The following is a 16182-nucleotide window of genomic DNA, read 5'->3' as shown; positions in this document are numbered from 1 at the left end:
AATTCTTTTCCACATTTTAAATATATTATAGTAGTAGGTATATTATTAAGTATTTTACTAATCTCATTTTATACTTAACTGGATATAGATTATTAATCTATTAATTATCATTATTTCACAACAATTTTATAATCCCAAAAAATTTGATCTTTCCATCCTTTTCTGATAAAAAAATCAGCTGCTAAATCTCTTTCAAATGGAACTTCAATTAACTCAATTCTCTCCGCTGAAGTAACAGTTTTTGAACAATCTCCTAAGAAACAACTGGTACATGTAACACCATCCGGAATACATCCTTTATTATTCGAACAACCTTTTGTCGAACAACTTGTTGTTGTTGCGTATAAGTAACCTTTGTAAGCAAAAGCCCCTATGGTAGAAATATAATTTGTACTCGCTGATTTTGCTTGTAAAAAATAATCTCCATCTAATTCAATAAAATTAACATCATCTAATTTAGCATCTGTTTTTTCTAAAAAAAGTAAACTTTTATTCCAATTTTTTAAAAGCAAATCCTTATCCTTGGTTAATACAGGTATCCCTTTATCATCTATATACCCCATAATTGGATCATTAAAATCCTTACTATTATCTATAAGGCTATTAATTTCAGCTACTGATTTTTTCAAATCAATTTTTCCCTCTCCCTCGCTAGAGCATGCTCCACTAAATATAGCTCCAAACAACAATGCAATAACAACATAAAAGAATTTAATTCTTCTCATAATGATATAATATTAGTTTCAACAATACGTTAAAGATAACAAAAAAAACATTATTATTAATAATTATACTAATTAAACAATAAATCACTTAACAATAAAAGTTAAAAACACGATAATTACAAACAAAATTACCCACCACCTAAACTGCTCCCTATCTACCTTCTTTTCATCTTCCTGTTCAGCTTTCTTTTCTTCCTGATCAAAACTCAACTGAGCATTTTCCTCCTTCACTCTTACGGATTCCAACTCCTCACCGGCCTCTTTATTACTCAAATCAATCTCATCAACATTAAAAGTAATAGAACCATTGCGAATGTTGGAGCGAGAATAAAAGAATACAATACCAGTATCGTTTTACATACAATGATCATTGAGCCTGTTAGTGTGCACTATACATTTAAAAATAAATTCAAAACCTTTATTGGTGGGGATTTAGGAACCACAATAAGCGCTAAAAACCCCTATGATGAGGATGAACCAGGGATGACCCTTTTTGCAGAGAGCATTAAGTTTTTCGACTTCAGTCTCTTTTTTGGTGGGGGATACAAACTAACCGATAAGATTGATATTAACCTAAAATACAACTTGGGTTTAACGAACATCAATGACTCCAAAGAAGAAAATGCTAAAAAGTGGAGAAAAAATTACTTAACCCTAAGTATGGGGTATACATTCAGATAATTTACAATATAAACAGTCCTCTATAGGGCTGTTTTTTTTTAAAGCCCTTGCTACTTATTCTTTTCATTGTTCATTTAATTCAATACATTTGAAATAATCCTTCAAACTAGTGCGTTATGAGATTCAAATCATTTTTGGTTTTTATTGTTTTTCTGCTTCCTTGTATAGGGTGGGCGCAAAAATTCAATACGGAAAAAGCAGATGAATACATACAGCGCATTACTTCCTATAAAAGAGGAATTGGATCCGTAGCAATATACAAAAACAACAAAGTCATCTACCAAAGAGATTTTGGTCAGGAGTTTGTAGGAGAAGCACAACAAGAGCCCCATTTATACCGCATTGGCTCTATTACCAAAATGTTTACTGCCGTATTGATTTATCAATTAATTGATGAAGGCAAACTCAACCTAGAGGATCGAATTGCAACCTATTTTCCGACGATTAATATTCCCAATCTATTTACCCTAAAAATCAGCGATTTATTAAGTCACACCAGTGGCTTGGATGATTATACCTGCCAGGACGATAATTTTTATTGGCTCAAAGAAGCACAAACGCAAGAAGCGATTATTGACCATATAATTCAACAAGGAACTCCTCATTATGGAGCTAAAAAGAAAAGCTTTTTCTTTTCCAATACGGGTTATTATTTATTGGCGAGAATTATAGAAGAAAAACGCAAGATGACCTATGATGAGGCGGTAAAAAAATACATCATCCAAAAAATAAATCTAAAAAACACCTATACTGTTAGCGATACTGTACCGTATGTGGTGCAATCCTACCAACTTTTTGATCAATGGGAGGCCATGGATGAGATCAGTTTTGAAAACACCAATGGGGTAAATGACCTCATCTCTTCGGTAGAGGATTTAGCTCAATTCAATCAAGCTTTATTTTCACATAAATTGATTTCAAAAAACAGTCTTGCGAGTATGAAACCCATACCGTATCAAGAGAAATATGGGCGCGGTATGATGTATTATATTTACAAAAAAAAGAACTTTGTAGGGCATACGGGGGGAACTTTTGGTTCGTTTTCTTTGCTGTATTACAATGAAGCTGAAAAACTAACCGTTGTCTATGCCATCAATGGAGCTGCATTTTCTCATTATCAACTATTTGATGCTTTACTAGCTATTCTCTATAACAAAAAGTATGTACTCCCTCAATTTAATACGATTCCCGTTACGGATGAACAGTTGCAAAACTATATTGGTACGTATCAAAACACACAACTTGATCTTACCATCGAATTTGTTATCGAAAAGAGTAAATTGTTTTTAAAACCATCGGGATGTAATCGGTATGCACTACTGGATGCGGTGGGTGAAAATACGTTTCGCTCTCCAGAGGGAACGGTAACGTATATTTTCAATCCGATAACCCAACAAGTAACCGTACAACAACTCAAAGGCAACTTTACCTTGAATAAAAAAACAACGGAATAGTTGTATTCTATTCCGTCTCTTAGGTTATGGCTGAAGGATAATAAATTCTGACCTTCTATTCTGTTGATTTTCGGCTTCGGTACACACTTTACAAACTACTTGTGGATTAGTACTCCCTACACCCTGAGTTTCCACTCTATTTGGGGCAATTCCTTGCTCAAATACATATTGTGCTGTAGCATCTGCACGCGCTTGAGATAATTTCTTATTGTAGCGTTCTTTCCCCACTTGATCCGTATGTGCTTTTATTAAAATCCGCATCGTTGTATTTTCTTTCATAAAAGCAACGAGTCGATCTAACTCTCGTTTACCCAATGCTGTAATTTCCGTTTGATCAAAGGCAAATGGAATCGCATTCAACATTATTTTATTGTCTTCAACTTTAGGTTTCACCTGTTTTTTCAACGCAATAACACTCGATTCTCCTTCCTCCTTTTTACTCCTAAATTCCTGTTCTTTATAGAAATAGCCCTCTTTTTCAACTTTAGCAACATACGCTTTATCACAAGGAAGAAGTACCGTAAACTCTCCTTTAGAAGTGGTTTGTGCCTTCGCTATTACTTGACGAGATATATCGGCTAATTCTATCTTAACCCCATGGAGTACTTCTTGGGTTTCTCCATCGATGACAACACCATGCCATTGGGTTTCGCAAATTGGCTTTACGCGGTAAATATCCATACGTCCAATGCGATTCGTCGATAAAAAACCATACTCGCGTTTGCTGTTATACACCCAATTAAAATCGTCTTTGGGCGTATTAATTCCCTCGCCTAAATTTTGAGGTTGTGCGTCTTTATTTTTAAAATCTAAAGCATAAATATCCAATCCCCCATAGCCTCCCCAGCGATCTGACGTAAAATACAATACCTCATCCTCACTTACAAAAGGATAATCTTCCTCATAGCCTGTATTGATGTGTTCACCTAAATTCTCAGGCTCGCCAAAAGCTTTACCCTCTTCTAAAATGGCAACTCTCCACAAATCTAAACCTCCAATCGTACCGGGCTGATTTGAAGCAAAATACAAATAATCCCCTTTTGCGGTTACAAAAGGATTCACATACGTAAAACCTTCTTGTACAAAGGGCAATACTTTTACTTTCTTCCATTTTTTGCGCTTTCGCTCTGCCGAAAAGAGACTCATCATGCCTTGTCTTTGCTTCACTTCTTTATTTTTTCTAAACTTTCGATTGCGGTAACTCTCTGAAGTAAAATAGATTAATTTACCTGATGGATGCATGACCGCTTGCCCCTCTTGAAAACGGCGATTAATAGGACCGCGCAAAAGACTATGTTCATACAGTGGAATATCCTTCGATGTCAGTGTCGTCTGATAAATACCCGAATTGGGCATAGCAGTTCCCTTTTGCCGTACTTCAAATAGTCTTCGCATCCAGTTTGAACTGTATTTCGTTCGATTGGATACAAATAAGAGCGTATCTGTTGTTGTTGTCCAAGAAACACTGTAATCTGCATAAAACGGGTCGTTGATTCCTGATTCCTCAACAAAATAGACAGATGGGGTTTTTCCTGCAAGGGGATAATCCTCGGTGTGTTTTAAGAAATAAAGGACTCTTGCATCCTCTTTCGCTCCATAGGCAAATTTTTGCATGGCCGATTTTGCGGCTTCATACCGCCCATTCTTCGTTAAGTTATACGCTAATCGATAGTAAAATTCATTATTTAAAGAGGGATCTTTGCCTAAGGCGGTTGCATAAAAATTGGCTGCTTGAACAGACAGACCCAATTGATCATAACACAAAGCTAGTTGTTGATTAATATAATTTGGAGTATGTCGCCCTCGTAACAAGCGCGTATATTCTTCTTTTGCTTTTACATATTCCGTTTTTGCAAAATAGGCATCTGCTTTTTTTAAACTTGGTTTGCGTTTTGCTTGCGTGGTTATAGCTAGTACAAGCAATAAAACGACGAGTGCTTTTTTCATTCTTCAATCCTTTCACATTTATAAGGTAGTAACGCAATTGTGAGAGCTTAGATTGCGGCATTTTCGAAGTTTAATAGGCAATTAACATCGAAGCAATTGCCTGTTCCCAAAAGAACAATAATTTGTTTATTTTCTTGTCATTTTTTTATTTTTCACCTCCAATTACTGATGAAGTCGCTTTCATCGATTTTTTATACTTTTATTTCAAAGGCATCTTTTACGATTAAAATCTCAGTTTCAAACCTTTAAAAATTGATTTTACTTTTTAAAAAATTATGGGAGTCGCATTCGTTATCCTCTCTTTTTAAAACGTTAAAAACCTAGTATTTATCAAATCTATTCGTACTTTTAATACATGAAAACTCTGACCTACAGCATTTGTAAGTCACCCAATAAATAATCCAAATGACAAAGTACGTTTTGGCCTTTGCTTTCTTAGCATTAAGCCCATCTATTGTAAAAGCTAACGAATACATAAAACAAACTTCAACCATGAAAGAAACCTCAAAAAACCAACAAAGCATTTACCAATTTAAGGTAAACGATTTGTATGGAAATGAATTTGACTTTGCTTCCTTAAAAGGAAAAAAAATACTGATTGTCAACACGGCATCAGAATGTGGGTTAACTCCGCAATATGAACAATTACAAAGTTTGTATGAAGAATTTGGAGGAGATAACTTTGTAATTATCGGATTTCCTGCCAATAATTTCGGCAATCAAGAACCAGGTAGTAATGAGCAGATTGCTACTTTTTGTAAAGCAAACTTTGGGGTAACTTTTCCGATGATGGATAAAGTATCCGTTAAGGGAGAAGATATGGCACCCATCTATAAATTCTTAACGCAAAAAAGCTTAAATGGTTTTGCTGATAGCAACGTAGAGTGGAACTTTCAAAAATACTTAATTGATGAAAAAGGCCATGTCGTACAAGTTATCAATCCAAGAATACTTCCAAACGATCCTGAAATCAAGGAATGGATTAAAAAGAAATAAGCTAGATTAAGGAGGCCATAGTAATTTTATTTGTAATTTTATCTTTTTGAAATTACTATGGTTTACCCTTCAATACAGTTAGCACAGAGCATTATTTCGATTTGTAAAGCAAAGAATCTGAAAAATGTTGTTATATCTCCTGGATCGCGCAATGCCCCTTTGACTCTTGGTTTTGCAAACGATCCTTTTTTTACTTGCTATAGTCTTGCTGATGAAAGATGTGCTGCCTTTTTTGGTATGGGTATAGGACAACAATTGCATACACCTACGCTATTAGTTTGTACTTCGGGTTCTGCCTTATTGAATTATTATCCAGCAGTTGCTGAAGCTTTTTACAGCCAGATTCCACTGATTGTTCTGTCCGCAGATCGTCCGCTAGACAAAATTGATATTGGAGATGGACAAACGATACGACAGCAAAATGTCTATCACAATCATATTTTATATAGCGCTAATCTAACGGAGGAAGCTTCGATTGAAAATGATCACCTCATCAATGAAGCGATTCATACAGCTCTGAGTAAACGAGGACCTGTACACATCAATGCGCCTTTTGAAGAGCCGTTGTATCAAACTACAAATCAATTAGAGGTTGCACCTCATATAGAAAAACCACATCCTGTACTTTTGCCGGCTGTGGATTATGATTATTATTCAAACGAATGGAATAAAGCAACCAAAAAACTTATTTTGGTGGGCGCTTATTCTCCTGAAACTATTTCTCAAGAAATAGTGACTCAACTAACCACCGATGACTCCCTTCTATTTTTTGCAGAAACCATAAGTAATATTCAGGCTCCAGGTGTTATTAATGCCATTGACCGTTTGCTTATACCATTAAAAGAAGAGGAACTCCAATACCTACAACCCGATATATTACTCACCTTTGGCGGGATGGTTGTAAGTAAAAAAGTAAAACAATTTTTACGCCAATTCGCTCCTAAGCAACATTGGCATGTGGATACACTCCGACACTATGATACTTATGATTGCTTGACCCATCGCATTTATACAGATGCAGCTTCTTTCTTAGCCAAACTAACCGCAAAAGCAATACCTCAGACCTCGACGTACAGTTCATGGGGCTCTACACTTATGCTGTCGCGTGATGCAAAACACAGCCAATTTTTAAAAGAAGCGGTTTTCTCAGATTTTAAAGTTATTGATTATGTATTGCAGCTACTGCCTAAAAACAGTCAATTACAAGTGAGTAATAGTGCGGTAATTCGCTATGTTCAATTAATTGCTATCGATTCGAGTATTGAAGTATTTTGTAACAGAGGAACCAGTGGAATTGATGGGTGTACATCAACAGCAATTGGGGCTTCAATTGGATCTGGAAAACCAACGGTCCTACTGACTGGAGATATCAGCTTCTTTTATGATAGCAATGCTTTATGGAATGCTTATATTCCCAAAAATTTTAAAATTATCCTCATCAATAATGGTGGAGGTGGTATTTTTAGAACCTTACCGGGTCATGAAGAAAATGAAGTCTTCCATACTTATTTTGAAACTACACATCAACTTACAGCACAACAGCTAGCGACTATGTATGGTTTTGCTTATTTTCAAGCAGATACAGAAGAGGATTTAGCAACAGAAGCAACTGCTTTTTTTGAGACTCACTCAAGACCAGCTATTCTGGAGGTTCACACTCCTACCTTTTTAAATGATACAATTTTTAAAGAATATTATCGCAATTTATAATTTTTCATCTTCTATTTCTTTTTTTTTAGTAACTTGTAGCAACAAAAAAACAGAATTATGAGTAAAAGAGCTGAATTAATTGAAAAGTACGCTGCAGATTTAAAGGATAAATGCGGTGTTAAACCCAACATGGAATTACTAGAAAAAGTAACGATTGGCTGTGGCCCTTCGATTTACAACCAAGATTCATCTACAGTGGCGAGTTCTTCGGCATCGGAATTAACAACGGTGCGCACTAATTTTCTAATTAAAAAATTAGGGCTAAAAGACGATGCAAAGTTAGATGCTGGTTTACAACACGTAATTGAACAATACGGTGTGTCTAATAAACACAAATACAGAGCTGTATTATACTATTTGTTAACGGTTCACTTTAAAAAAGAAGCGGTATATTTAAAATAAAAACTCCCTTAAGTATAAAAAAGAGCGATTAAACAATTTAATCGCTCTTTTTCGTTGGTTTTATGTAGTTTGTTGTTTCTATTTAGTTTGTTGTTTCTATTTAGTTTGCTGTTTGTTTTTAAACAAAGTACACTAATTTTCCTCTATTAAAAACAGCTTCTCTTACTGGTATTCTCGCTACTGCTTCTGCGGAACAGGAAGCTTCTACGAGTATAAAGCTAGCTTCATCTCCTACTAAGGGCCACACTTGTTTACCTTCTGCATTTAACGGTAAAAGCTGATTCTTCGTTGCGATTTGCAGGGCTCGACTCAATGTAAATTCATCTCTCCAACCGTACAATTCAGCGGTTAATTTGGCTTTTTCTAACATATCACAAGACCCAAAAGGGGACCAATGATCAATGATACTATCTGTACCCGTCATTAGTTGTACCTGGTGCTTATACAACATAGGAAGAGGCATATTCAATTTACCTAAAGGTACAGTTGATATAATACCTATGCCTACTTCTGCCAATTGCTCGCCAATTGCTTCCGTTTCCTTTACTTCTAATTGACCTAAAGCAAATCCATGACTGATAAAAGTTTTGCCTTGTAAGGCTTTATTCTCTCTTACTTTGGCTATCATATATTCAATAGCAGGCAAACCCGTAGCTTTGCCTTCATGCAAGTGAATGTCAATGCCTTTATCATAATCTAAAGCAATCTGAAACATAACATCCAGTGACTTTTTCATATCGCCATCTACGGTCGTAGGATCTAATCCTCCAATATAATCCACGCCCATTTGGGCAGCTTCACGCAAAATTCCCTCAGCATCTGAATATAAAATACCATGTTGTGGAAAAGCGACAATTTCAGTTTGGATTGCCTCTTTTTTATTTGCCAAAGCTTTTTGTAGATTTTCTAAACTTTTCAATCCACTGGTTGGTTCTATATTGGTTTGGCATCTCGCAAAATAAGTGCCTTTGCTATTCATTAAATCAATGGCCATTTCCGCTTTTTCAGTAGAATGAAGTAATAAATCAGGTAAAATACGACGTTCTAAAGCGATCATATCTTTGACTGTTTTAGCGCCTAAAGGCTCAGCGTTCCAAGGTTCGCCATAAAATGTTTTGTCAATATGAACATGCATATCTCTCAATCCTGGCAACAACAATTTACCTTTTGCATCCCACCTAGGCAAGACATAAACACTACCTATTGCCCTAGTTATAGACACTATCTTTCCTGCTTTAATATGGAGGTCATATAAGCCTGTTTGAGTGGCTTTTACTTGTCCTTTCTCGTTGTATATAAAATATTCTTCTAAACGAGCATTAATCAGTATATATTCTTCTGTAACCAATTCTCTCCTTTTTGTATCTTTTTCTTTCACTCCTTTTGATTCTGCTGATTCCGTTGCTCCACCAAAAAAGAAACCTCCCGTTGCCGCAGTTGTTAAATGCAAAAATTCTTTTCTATTCATCAATTCATTAGTTAAATGTTTAACGAGCACCTGCTGCTTCCAATAATTTTATTATGTCCGTGTATCGTTTGGTTTTTGCATAATACAGAGGCGTTTTTCCGTCGTGATCGGGAATATTTACATCCACGCCTCCTTCAATTAAAGCTTGAACAATAGCAATATGCACTGCTCCACCGTTGCTCAATACGATTGCCTCCATTAAGGCAGTCCACCCCAAGCGATTGACATGATTAATTGGAAAATTAGGCGTGTTAACTAATACTTGTACTACTTCTAAATGCCCCTTTTCGGCAGCTGGAATCAAAGCAGTTCCATTATAGCGATTGAAAACAGTAAAATCAGCACCGTGTGCTAGTGCTTTTTGTACAAGTTCAAGATTTCCAGCTGCTCCTGCATATAAAAAAGGACTATTTAATACGGAGTCCTGCGCATTTACATCAGCACCTTGCTCCATTAAATAGGAAGCAATGGCATTGTACTTTAGATAAGTTGCTACCATCAAAGGGGTCTCCCCTTTGCTATTCTTCACGTCTATACTAACCGTTTTGGCAGCTAAAATTTCTTTTACTGAAACTAAATTATTCTTTTGAACAGCTTGAAACAAGTCTTTTTCTTTGGTAGTAATCCTCATACTTTCTAATTCCTTTGTATTTGTATCCGAACAACTTGCCATTAGATTTGTAGAAAGTCCTACGACAAAAAACAAGGTTAAGAAATGGGTTATACTTTTAATCATAAGGCTTATCGTTTTAATTATTCTTATTCAAAGGTAATAGCAACCTACCTAAAAGCTGCTGTGTTTTTACAGCGCTTTATTGTAAAAATTATAACTTTCTCTAAATTGTCCTGGTGTTTTATTTGTCGATCTTTTAAAATAGTGATTGAAATATCCCGTATCGTGAAATCCCAATTCAAAAGCAATTTCTTTAATCGATAATGCGGTAGTTATCAACAAACGCTCTGCTTCTAAGATAATGCGTTGTTGTATACAATGACTCGCAGATGTACCTAAAATCTTCCTTGTGCGTATATTTAAATAATTAGGGGTAATATTGAGCTTGTCTGCATAAAAAGCCACTTTATTCTGCGTTTTGAAATAAATCTCCAATAAGGCTTTAAATTCTTGTATTTTAACATCCCCCACTTGTAATTCCAAATCAACATAAGACTGAAGGTAATAGCGCTGTATCTTTTTTAGCAACAAGAAAAACTGCAAAATACTTATTTCTCTATCAATGGTCTCTGTCTTAGGTAATACTTCTAGGAGAATTTTTAATTCTTGATGCAAATTTATATATTCTTCCTGAGTCAACTGTAAAACAGGAGGAACATCAATTTGAAAAAACGGCAATACACTCAAATGATTGATTAAATGAATAGCACTCGCAGAAAACATCAATTGATACCCCAGGGTATCTTCTGCTAATTTCCAATAATGCACCTGTTGAGGTCGTAGAAAATGAACCTGAAAAGGCTTGACATCTAAACGCAAAAAATCAATCTCATGGAATCCACTTCCTTGTTCTACAAAAAGAATAAGATAAAAATCGTGCATATGTGGAATTACCAAATCACTTTTTCCTTTTTCTCTCTGCTCAAATAAAGTGATATCCCAGGTTTCTTCTCCTATTATTTTTAGCTTACTCCACGTTTCTATATCCTGCAATTGTTTCTTCATCTGAATGAACCTTAGTTTCTATATCTTACTGCACTATTTCTCAACAAGATAATCAAAAAAAAAACTCGTTTCAAAAAGAAACGAGTTTTATACTTTATGGATAAGAATCTTATCTTCTTATTTTTTTAATGCAACTGCCTTTTCATACAATTCCTCATACATTGGCAATATTTCACTAATCTGAAAACGCTTCGCTGTTTTTCTTGCACCTTCTTTAAAACGACATAACGTATCTTCATCTTTTAAGATTGCCAAGGCATTTTTAACCATGTCATCAACATCTTTTACATTGCTTAAATAACCCGAAACTCCATGTTCATTAACTTCAGGTAAACCTCCTGTATTACTTGAAATAACAGGCACGCCAAGCGCCATTGCTTCTAGTGCCGCTAGTCCAAAACTCTCTGTTTCTGATGGCAATAAAAATAAATCGGAATAACCTAAAATTTGATTCACTTCCGTACTGTTTCCAAAGAAAATAATTTTGTCGTAAATACCCAAATCCATAGCTATACGCTCTGCTTTCTCTTTCTCAGGACCATCTCCTACCAACATTAACTTCGCAGGAAGTGCCTGTTGAATTCCATGAAAGATTCTAACGACATCCGAAATGCGTTTTACCTTTCTAAAGTTACTGATATGGGTGATAATAAATTCTCCCTTTTCTGCCATTGCACTTCGCTGACAAGGAGTTTCTGAGCAATCCACATCTTTCACTTCTATGAAATTTGGAATGACACAAATTTCCTTTTTACTCTGAAACAATTCATAGGTAGATTGTTTCAAAGATTCAGAAACTGAGGTTACAAAATCAGACTGGTTAATGCTAAAGGTTACCGCTGTTTTATAGTTAGGATGATTTCCAACTAAAGTAATATCTGTTCCATGTAACGTAGTAATCATGGGTAAATTGATGCCTTCTTCTTTCAGCATTTGTTTTGCCATATAGCCCGCATACGCATGTGGAATGGCATAATGTACATGTAAAACATCAATATTAAATAGCTTTACAATATCAACTAGTTTACTAGATAGAGCCAATTCATAAGGCTGATAGTGAAACAAGGGATATTCAGGTACATTAACTTCATGGTAGTGAATCTTTGGGTTTAATAAAGCTAATCGAACGGGTTGACTATAGGTAATAAAATGTACTTCGTGATCTCTTTTTGCTAGTTCTAAACCTAGCTCTGTAGCTACAACCCCACTTCCACCGAAAGTTGGGTAGCATACGATTGCGATTTTCATATATGAATAATTTGGTCTTAAAGATACTTCGAATTATTTATAATCAATATAAACTTTTCCCACAGATTTATAGCTTTCCACTAATTTAACACACCATTTACTTTGCCTTATTTTATAATTGACTCATAAATAACCTGTTGAATATTTTCTCTAATATTCTCTTTGGATAAGCGGTTTACATTTGAATCTGGATACGTACGATTGGAAAGAAACACATAAATCAAGTCTTTTTCGGGATCAGCCCAAGTCATTGTTCCAGTAAATCCTGTATGTCCAAAACTCGTTAAAGAAGCACAACCACAAGTAGGTCCTGGTTTTCCCTTCTGTTGAGGTTTATCAAAACCAATGCCTCTTCTATTGCCTTTTTCACAATAAACGCAACTATTAAACGCTTCAAATGTAGCTTTAGAAAAAAATCGTTCTTCACCATACTCTCCTTCATTTAAATAAAGTTGCATCATTTTAGCGACATCTAAAGCCGTACCAAAAAGCCCAGCATGTCCAGCTACTCCACCTTGCATAGCTGCTCCCATATCATGCACATAGCCTTGCACAGTGGTATAGCGATAATACGCATCTTCTTCTGTTGGTGGAATCTCGTGAATATCAAATTTGTGTAAAGGCAAATACGTTAACCGATTCGCTCCAAGAGGGGCATAAAATTTATCTTGAACCAATTGAGCCAACGTAGAATGATAGGTTTTTTCAATATACTCTTTTAAGGAGATAAAGCCCAAGTCACTGTACTTATACTCTCCTTTTTTAGCCAATTTAGTATGGGCAATTTCTTCTAACATCTCTTTGGTATATCCCTTTTTAAGAAATAAATTTTCACTTACTTGGGTTGGGAAATCGGGTGAATATTGCAAGCGATATAAATTTTGATCAGGACGGTTGTTGCTATCTAATGTATTCTTATAAAAAGGCAACCACGCAACCAATCCAGCTTGATGCGTCAAAAGATCTTTTAACGTAATGTCCTTTTTATCTGTTTTTCTAAATTCTGGTATTAAATCGCCAAACTTAGATTGCATCGTAATTTTTTGATCACTATACAACTTCATCACCATCGGTAAAGTGGCTAAAATCTTAGTTAAAGAGGCTAAATCGTATAAATCTGTATTTTTAACGGGGTACTCTGTTTTGTAGGTATGATAACCAAATGATTTATTATAGACTACCTTTCCATGACGAGCCACTAAAATCTGTGCCCCTGGCATTAATTGATTCGCGATAGCATATTGTGCAATACTGTCAATTTTAGTTAGCACTAAAGGATCCAATCCTTCATTTCCTGGCGTTGAAAATCCCAAACGTTGAATAGGTTTCGTTTTTATACCCGTACCTACATCATATTTATTGCTAATGGTTACTGGCAATTCACCTTTTGCTCCCAGACCACCAAAAAGAATCTGTGCGGCAGCTTTTTCAGCAAATTGATTATTTTGATACCCCACAACTAAAGCTTCTAAATCTTTTATTTCTTCTTGAAGATCAGATAAAGCATAGGGCTTAGCAAAAGAAACTAGAATTGTTTTATTCTTGGCTGCTATTTGTTTTATTGTTTCCTTTTCAGTAGCAGAAAAACTGTGATTTCTCCAAGGGTTATCCACTTTATGATAGCCTATAACAACGAGTGAAAACTGATCCAAACGATCCAATACAGTATCTGAAACTACTTCTATATCGGTATAATTACGCATCATTTCTAGGAATGGTGTACTGTCATCATCTCCTAATCGCACATAGGCAATTTTTTCTTGATTTAATTTGCGAATAGGTAAAACTCTCCCATTGTTTTTTACGATGGTAATGGCTTCATTAAATAATTTTGTATTTAAATCGTCATATTCGGAAGCATTCAATTCTGCAACAAGATTTTCTCTCTTAATTAGAGGAGATTTTGTCAACCCTACGTTATACTTATATTCTAATACTTTTTTTACGGAATACGCTAATCTACTTTCTGTTACATCTCCTTTTTCATAGGCCTCTTTTATTTTTGTAGATGCCTTTGCTACATCTTCAGAAAACAGCAATAAATCATTCCCTGCCTTAAAAGCAGCTAAATCAACCTCACCAGGTGTCAGATAAGATGAAGCAGCTTTCATATTTAATGCATCCGTAAAAATAAGCCCTTCAAATCCTAATTCTTCTCTCAATAACTTAGTCACTACATTATAAGATAAAGAACTTGGAATAGCATCATTCGGTTCATAGGCGGGTACATTTAAATGAGCAACCATAACACTCGATAGCCCTGCATGAATTAATTTCTTATACGGATATAACTCAACGCGATTGAGACGATCTTTATCCAAATCAATAAGAGGTAATTTGTAATGAGAATCACTAGATGTATCTCCGTGTCCAGGAAAATGCTTAGCTGTAGCAAAAAGACCTTCTCCTTGATAACCACGCATAAACGCTAAGGATCGATCCGTTACAATTTCTCTTGTTTCACCATACGCACGTACGCCGATAATAGGATTACTTGGATCTATATTAATATCTACAACAGGTGCAAAATTAAACTGTATCCCCAAACGCTTAGACTGTTTAGCCATTGCTTTTCCCAGATCTTCAATTAAATCCAAACTTTGAACAGCTCCTAAAGTCATATTAAAAGGAAACCTATAGGTTGAATCTAACCGCATACTAAGCCCCCATTCTCCATCAATTCCAACCAATAGAGGTAACTTGCTTTGCTTTTGTAAACGATTCGCTATAGAGGCCTGTCTTTGTGGTCCACCTTGGAAAAAAATCAATCCTCCCACATAATTTGTGTTTACTAAATTCTCAAGTTCTTGAATATGTTTTTCATTTTTATTTGAATAAGCAGCAACCATAAAGAGTTGTCCAATTCTTTGATCTAAAGACATCGAATTATAAACACTATCTACCCATTGACGTTGTTGAATTTCTTTAGAATATATATCGGTCTTCGCTTGTCCGAAAGACAAAAACGAAAATAATAAGACGATGATTACTACTATTTTTCTCATAGATTTTTTAGCTTTTAAAAACAACAATCACCGGCAAATAACTACGCAATGGTTTTGTCTACTTGCAAACTTAGCAAATCTACTTTACTTAAAAAAGAAGGTATGCTAAGTTTCGTTTGACATAACTTTATAATTTTATCAATTTTGCATTAAAATATTTAATCAAATAAATAAAAATTTAGCATCCTCAAAATAAAAAATTTCATTTAAACTAAATTTCAAAAACACAACCTTTTTAAAATCAAATATTTCCGTTTTTTTTGGAATTAAAAAAAACGGAAATAATAAGTGAATGTTTAAAAATATTTGAACCCAAAATAAAAAAAATCACCGTCAAAAAATTGACGATGATTTAACTATTTTTTCGGATGTTACTACTTTTTATCTAAAAAATCGGCTGTGCCAACTCTCTTCGGCGGGAACTTCCCAGAATTCTCTGTATTCACCTAAATCATTAACTAGGTTATTAAACACAATGGTAGTTGCAGAAACTGCTTTTGTTTTTACCATTTGTTTAAACTCTATTAATGTCTTAAAAGCAATAAAATCTCCTGTTTTATAGGTCACATTCATTTTATCCAACAAATCTACACTGTACTTTTGTTCAATATCTTGAATAACACGTACAGAAGCATCTATAGAACAACCCGAAGCTGGGTGAATATCTTGATCAACCGCTAAAATAATGAAGCGATTGTATTTAATTTCATAAGAACAAGTCAAGGGTGTAGCATGCGCCACCCACTCTTCCGTAAAACGACTTAATACTTCGTCAATATCTTGTACCTCCTCCTCAGAGAATTTTCTATTTGACTGATAAATCCAAACTCTTGAATGATCAGGCATTTCTTCAAATGGCTTAAACATA

General features: G+C 35.0%; 14 protein-coding genes. 5 read left to right on the top strand and 9 right to left on the bottom strand.

From position 1 onward, the window contains the following. Positions 1 to 110: 110 nt before the first annotated feature. Positions 111 to 725, bottom strand: a complete 615-nt coding sequence (locus ACMHJ2_RS07230; protein WP_413512279.1) for a hypothetical protein — start codon at positions 723 to 725, stop codon at positions 111 to 113. Between the two features lie 84 nt (positions 726 to 809). After that, positions 810 to 998, bottom strand: a complete 189-nt coding sequence (locus ACMHJ2_RS07225) for a hypothetical protein (RefSeq protein ID WP_413512278.1) — start codon at positions 996 to 998, stop codon at positions 810 to 812. A gap of 90 nt (positions 999 to 1088) precedes the next feature. Here ACMHJ2_RS07225 and ACMHJ2_RS07220 point away from each other — a divergent pair, with 90 nt between their 5' ends. Together ACMHJ2_RS07220 and ACMHJ2_RS07215 are read left to right on the top strand one after the other, a co-directional pair. Continuing rightward, the gene (locus ACMHJ2_RS07220; protein WP_413512277.1) at positions 1089 to 1406 is read left to right on the top strand and encodes a hypothetical protein; all 318 of its coding nucleotides are present in this window, start codon (positions 1089 to 1091) and stop codon (positions 1404 to 1406) included. Between the two features lie 116 nt (positions 1407 to 1522). After that, positions 1523 to 2860, top strand: coding sequence for a serine hydrolase domain-containing protein (locus tag ACMHJ2_RS07215; RefSeq protein WP_413512276.1), 1338 nt, complete (start codon positions 1523 to 1525; stop codon positions 2858 to 2860). 24 nt (positions 2861 to 2884) lie between these two features. Here the strand turns inward: ACMHJ2_RS07215 and ACMHJ2_RS07210 are convergent, their stop codons facing one another. Then, positions 2885 to 4807, bottom strand: coding sequence for an OmpA family protein (locus tag ACMHJ2_RS07210; protein ID WP_413512275.1), 1923 nt, complete (start codon positions 4805 to 4807; stop codon positions 2885 to 2887). A gap of 405 nt (positions 4808 to 5212) precedes the next feature. Between ACMHJ2_RS07210 and ACMHJ2_RS07205 the strand changes: the two genes are divergently transcribed. From ACMHJ2_RS07205 to ACMHJ2_RS07195, 3 genes are read left to right on the top strand one after another with little or no spacing between them, the layout of a single operon-like run. Next, positions 5213 to 5803 (top strand): glutathione peroxidase, encoded by a 591-nt coding sequence (locus tag ACMHJ2_RS07205; RefSeq protein WP_413512274.1) that lies wholly within the window; start codon positions 5213 to 5215, stop codon positions 5801 to 5803. 57 nt (positions 5804 to 5860) lie between these two features. Further along, positions 5861 to 7513, top strand: coding sequence for a 2-succinyl-5-enolpyruvyl-6-hydroxy-3-cyclohexene-1-carboxylic-acid synthase (menD, locus tag ACMHJ2_RS07200; RefSeq protein ID WP_413512273.1), 1653 nt, complete (start codon positions 5861 to 5863; stop codon positions 7511 to 7513). Positions 7514 to 7570: 57 nt separating this feature from the next. Further along, positions 7571 to 7915: a DUF2853 family protein gene (locus ACMHJ2_RS07195; protein ID WP_413512272.1), complete on the top strand. Its 345-nt coding sequence runs from the start codon at positions 7571 to 7573 to the stop codon at positions 7913 to 7915. 118 nt (positions 7916 to 8033) lie between these two features. Here the strand turns inward: ACMHJ2_RS07195 and ACMHJ2_RS07190 are convergent, their stop codons facing one another. The 6 genes from ACMHJ2_RS07190 to ACMHJ2_RS07165 all read right to left on the bottom strand — a co-directional run bounded on the left by ACMHJ2_RS07190 (position 8034) and on the right by ACMHJ2_RS07165 (position 16181). Beyond that, positions 8034 to 9383: an amidohydrolase gene (locus tag ACMHJ2_RS07190; protein WP_413512271.1), complete on the bottom strand. Its 1350-nt coding sequence runs from the start codon at positions 9381 to 9383 to the stop codon at positions 8034 to 8036. A 19-nt stretch (positions 9384 to 9402) separates the two neighbouring features. Then, positions 9403 to 10119 (bottom strand): ankyrin repeat domain-containing protein, encoded by a 717-nt coding sequence (locus tag ACMHJ2_RS07185; protein WP_413512270.1) that lies wholly within the window; start codon positions 10117 to 10119, stop codon positions 9403 to 9405. Between the two features lie 66 nt (positions 10120 to 10185). Next, positions 10186 to 11061, bottom strand: coding sequence for a helix-turn-helix domain-containing protein (locus ACMHJ2_RS07180; RefSeq protein ID WP_413512269.1), 876 nt, complete (start codon positions 11059 to 11061; stop codon positions 10186 to 10188). A 117-nt stretch (positions 11062 to 11178) separates the two neighbouring features. Next, positions 11179 to 12309: an N-acetyl-alpha-D-glucosaminyl L-malate synthase BshA gene (bshA, locus tag ACMHJ2_RS07175; protein ID WP_413512268.1), complete on the bottom strand. Its 1131-nt coding sequence runs from the start codon at positions 12307 to 12309 to the stop codon at positions 11179 to 11181. Between the two features lie 107 nt (positions 12310 to 12416). Beyond that, positions 12417 to 15314: a glycoside hydrolase family 3 N-terminal domain-containing protein gene (locus ACMHJ2_RS07170; protein WP_413512267.1), complete on the bottom strand. Its 2898-nt coding sequence runs from the start codon at positions 15312 to 15314 to the stop codon at positions 12417 to 12419. Between the two features lie 381 nt (positions 15315 to 15695). Next, on the bottom strand, positions 15696 to 16181 hold the full coding sequence (locus tag ACMHJ2_RS07165; protein WP_413512266.1) for an ABC transporter ATPase: 486 nt from the start codon (positions 16179 to 16181) through the stop codon (positions 15696 to 15698). Between the last annotated feature and the right edge of the window lies 1 nt (position 16182).

Source organism: Myroides odoratus, assembly GCF_965118575.1.
Classification (GTDB): Bacteria; Bacteroidota; Bacteroidia; order Flavobacteriales; family Flavobacteriaceae; genus Flavobacterium; species Flavobacterium odoratum_B.
This window is presented reverse-complemented; position numbering and strand designations above follow the sequence as displayed.

What these genes read in the sequence shown, in the direction of transcription:
- menD (WP_413512273.1), top strand. Translation starts at nt 5,861, where the DNA reads ATGGTTTACCCTTCAATACAGTTAGCACAGAGCATTATTTCGATTTGT.
- ACMHJ2_RS07170 (WP_413512267.1), bottom strand. Translation starts at nt 15,314, where the DNA reads ATGAGAAAAATAGTAGTAATCATCGTCTTATTATTTTCGTTTTTGTCT.
- bshA (WP_413512268.1), bottom strand. Translation starts at nt 12,309, where the DNA reads ATGAAAATCGCAATCGTATGCTACCCAACTTTCGGTGGAAGTGGGGTT.
- ACMHJ2_RS07230 (WP_413512279.1), bottom strand. Translation starts at nt 725, where the DNA reads ATGAGAAGAATTAAATTCTTTTATGTTGTTATTGCATTGTTGTTTGGA.
- ACMHJ2_RS07220 (WP_413512277.1), top strand. Translation starts at nt 1,089, where the DNA reads ATGATCATTGAGCCTGTTAGTGTGCACTATACATTTAAAAATAAATTC.
- ACMHJ2_RS07185 (WP_413512270.1), bottom strand. Translation starts at nt 10,119, where the DNA reads ATGATTAAAAGTATAACCCATTTCTTAACCTTGTTTTTTGTCGTAGGA.
- ACMHJ2_RS07210 (WP_413512275.1), bottom strand. Translation starts at nt 4,807, where the DNA reads ATGAAAAAAGCACTCGTCGTTTTATTGCTTGTACTAGCTATAACCACG.
- ACMHJ2_RS07180 (WP_413512269.1), bottom strand. Translation starts at nt 11,061, where the DNA reads ATGAAGAAACAATTGCAGGATATAGAAACGTGGAGTAAGCTAAAAATA.
- ACMHJ2_RS07215 (WP_413512276.1), top strand. Translation starts at nt 1,523, where the DNA reads ATGAGATTCAAATCATTTTTGGTTTTTATTGTTTTTCTGCTTCCTTGT.
- ACMHJ2_RS07190 (WP_413512271.1), bottom strand. Translation starts at nt 9,383, where the DNA reads ATGAATAGAAAAGAATTTTTGCATTTAACAACTGCGGCAACGGGAGGT.
- ACMHJ2_RS07205 (WP_413512274.1), top strand. Translation starts at nt 5,213, where the DNA reads ATGACAAAGTACGTTTTGGCCTTTGCTTTCTTAGCATTAAGCCCATCT.
- ACMHJ2_RS07165 (WP_413512266.1), bottom strand. Translation starts at nt 16,181, where the DNA reads ATGTTTAAGCCATTTGAAGAAATGCCTGATCATTCAAGAGTTTGGATT.
- ACMHJ2_RS07195 (WP_413512272.1), top strand. Translation starts at nt 7,571, where the DNA reads ATGAGTAAAAGAGCTGAATTAATTGAAAAGTACGCTGCAGATTTAAAG.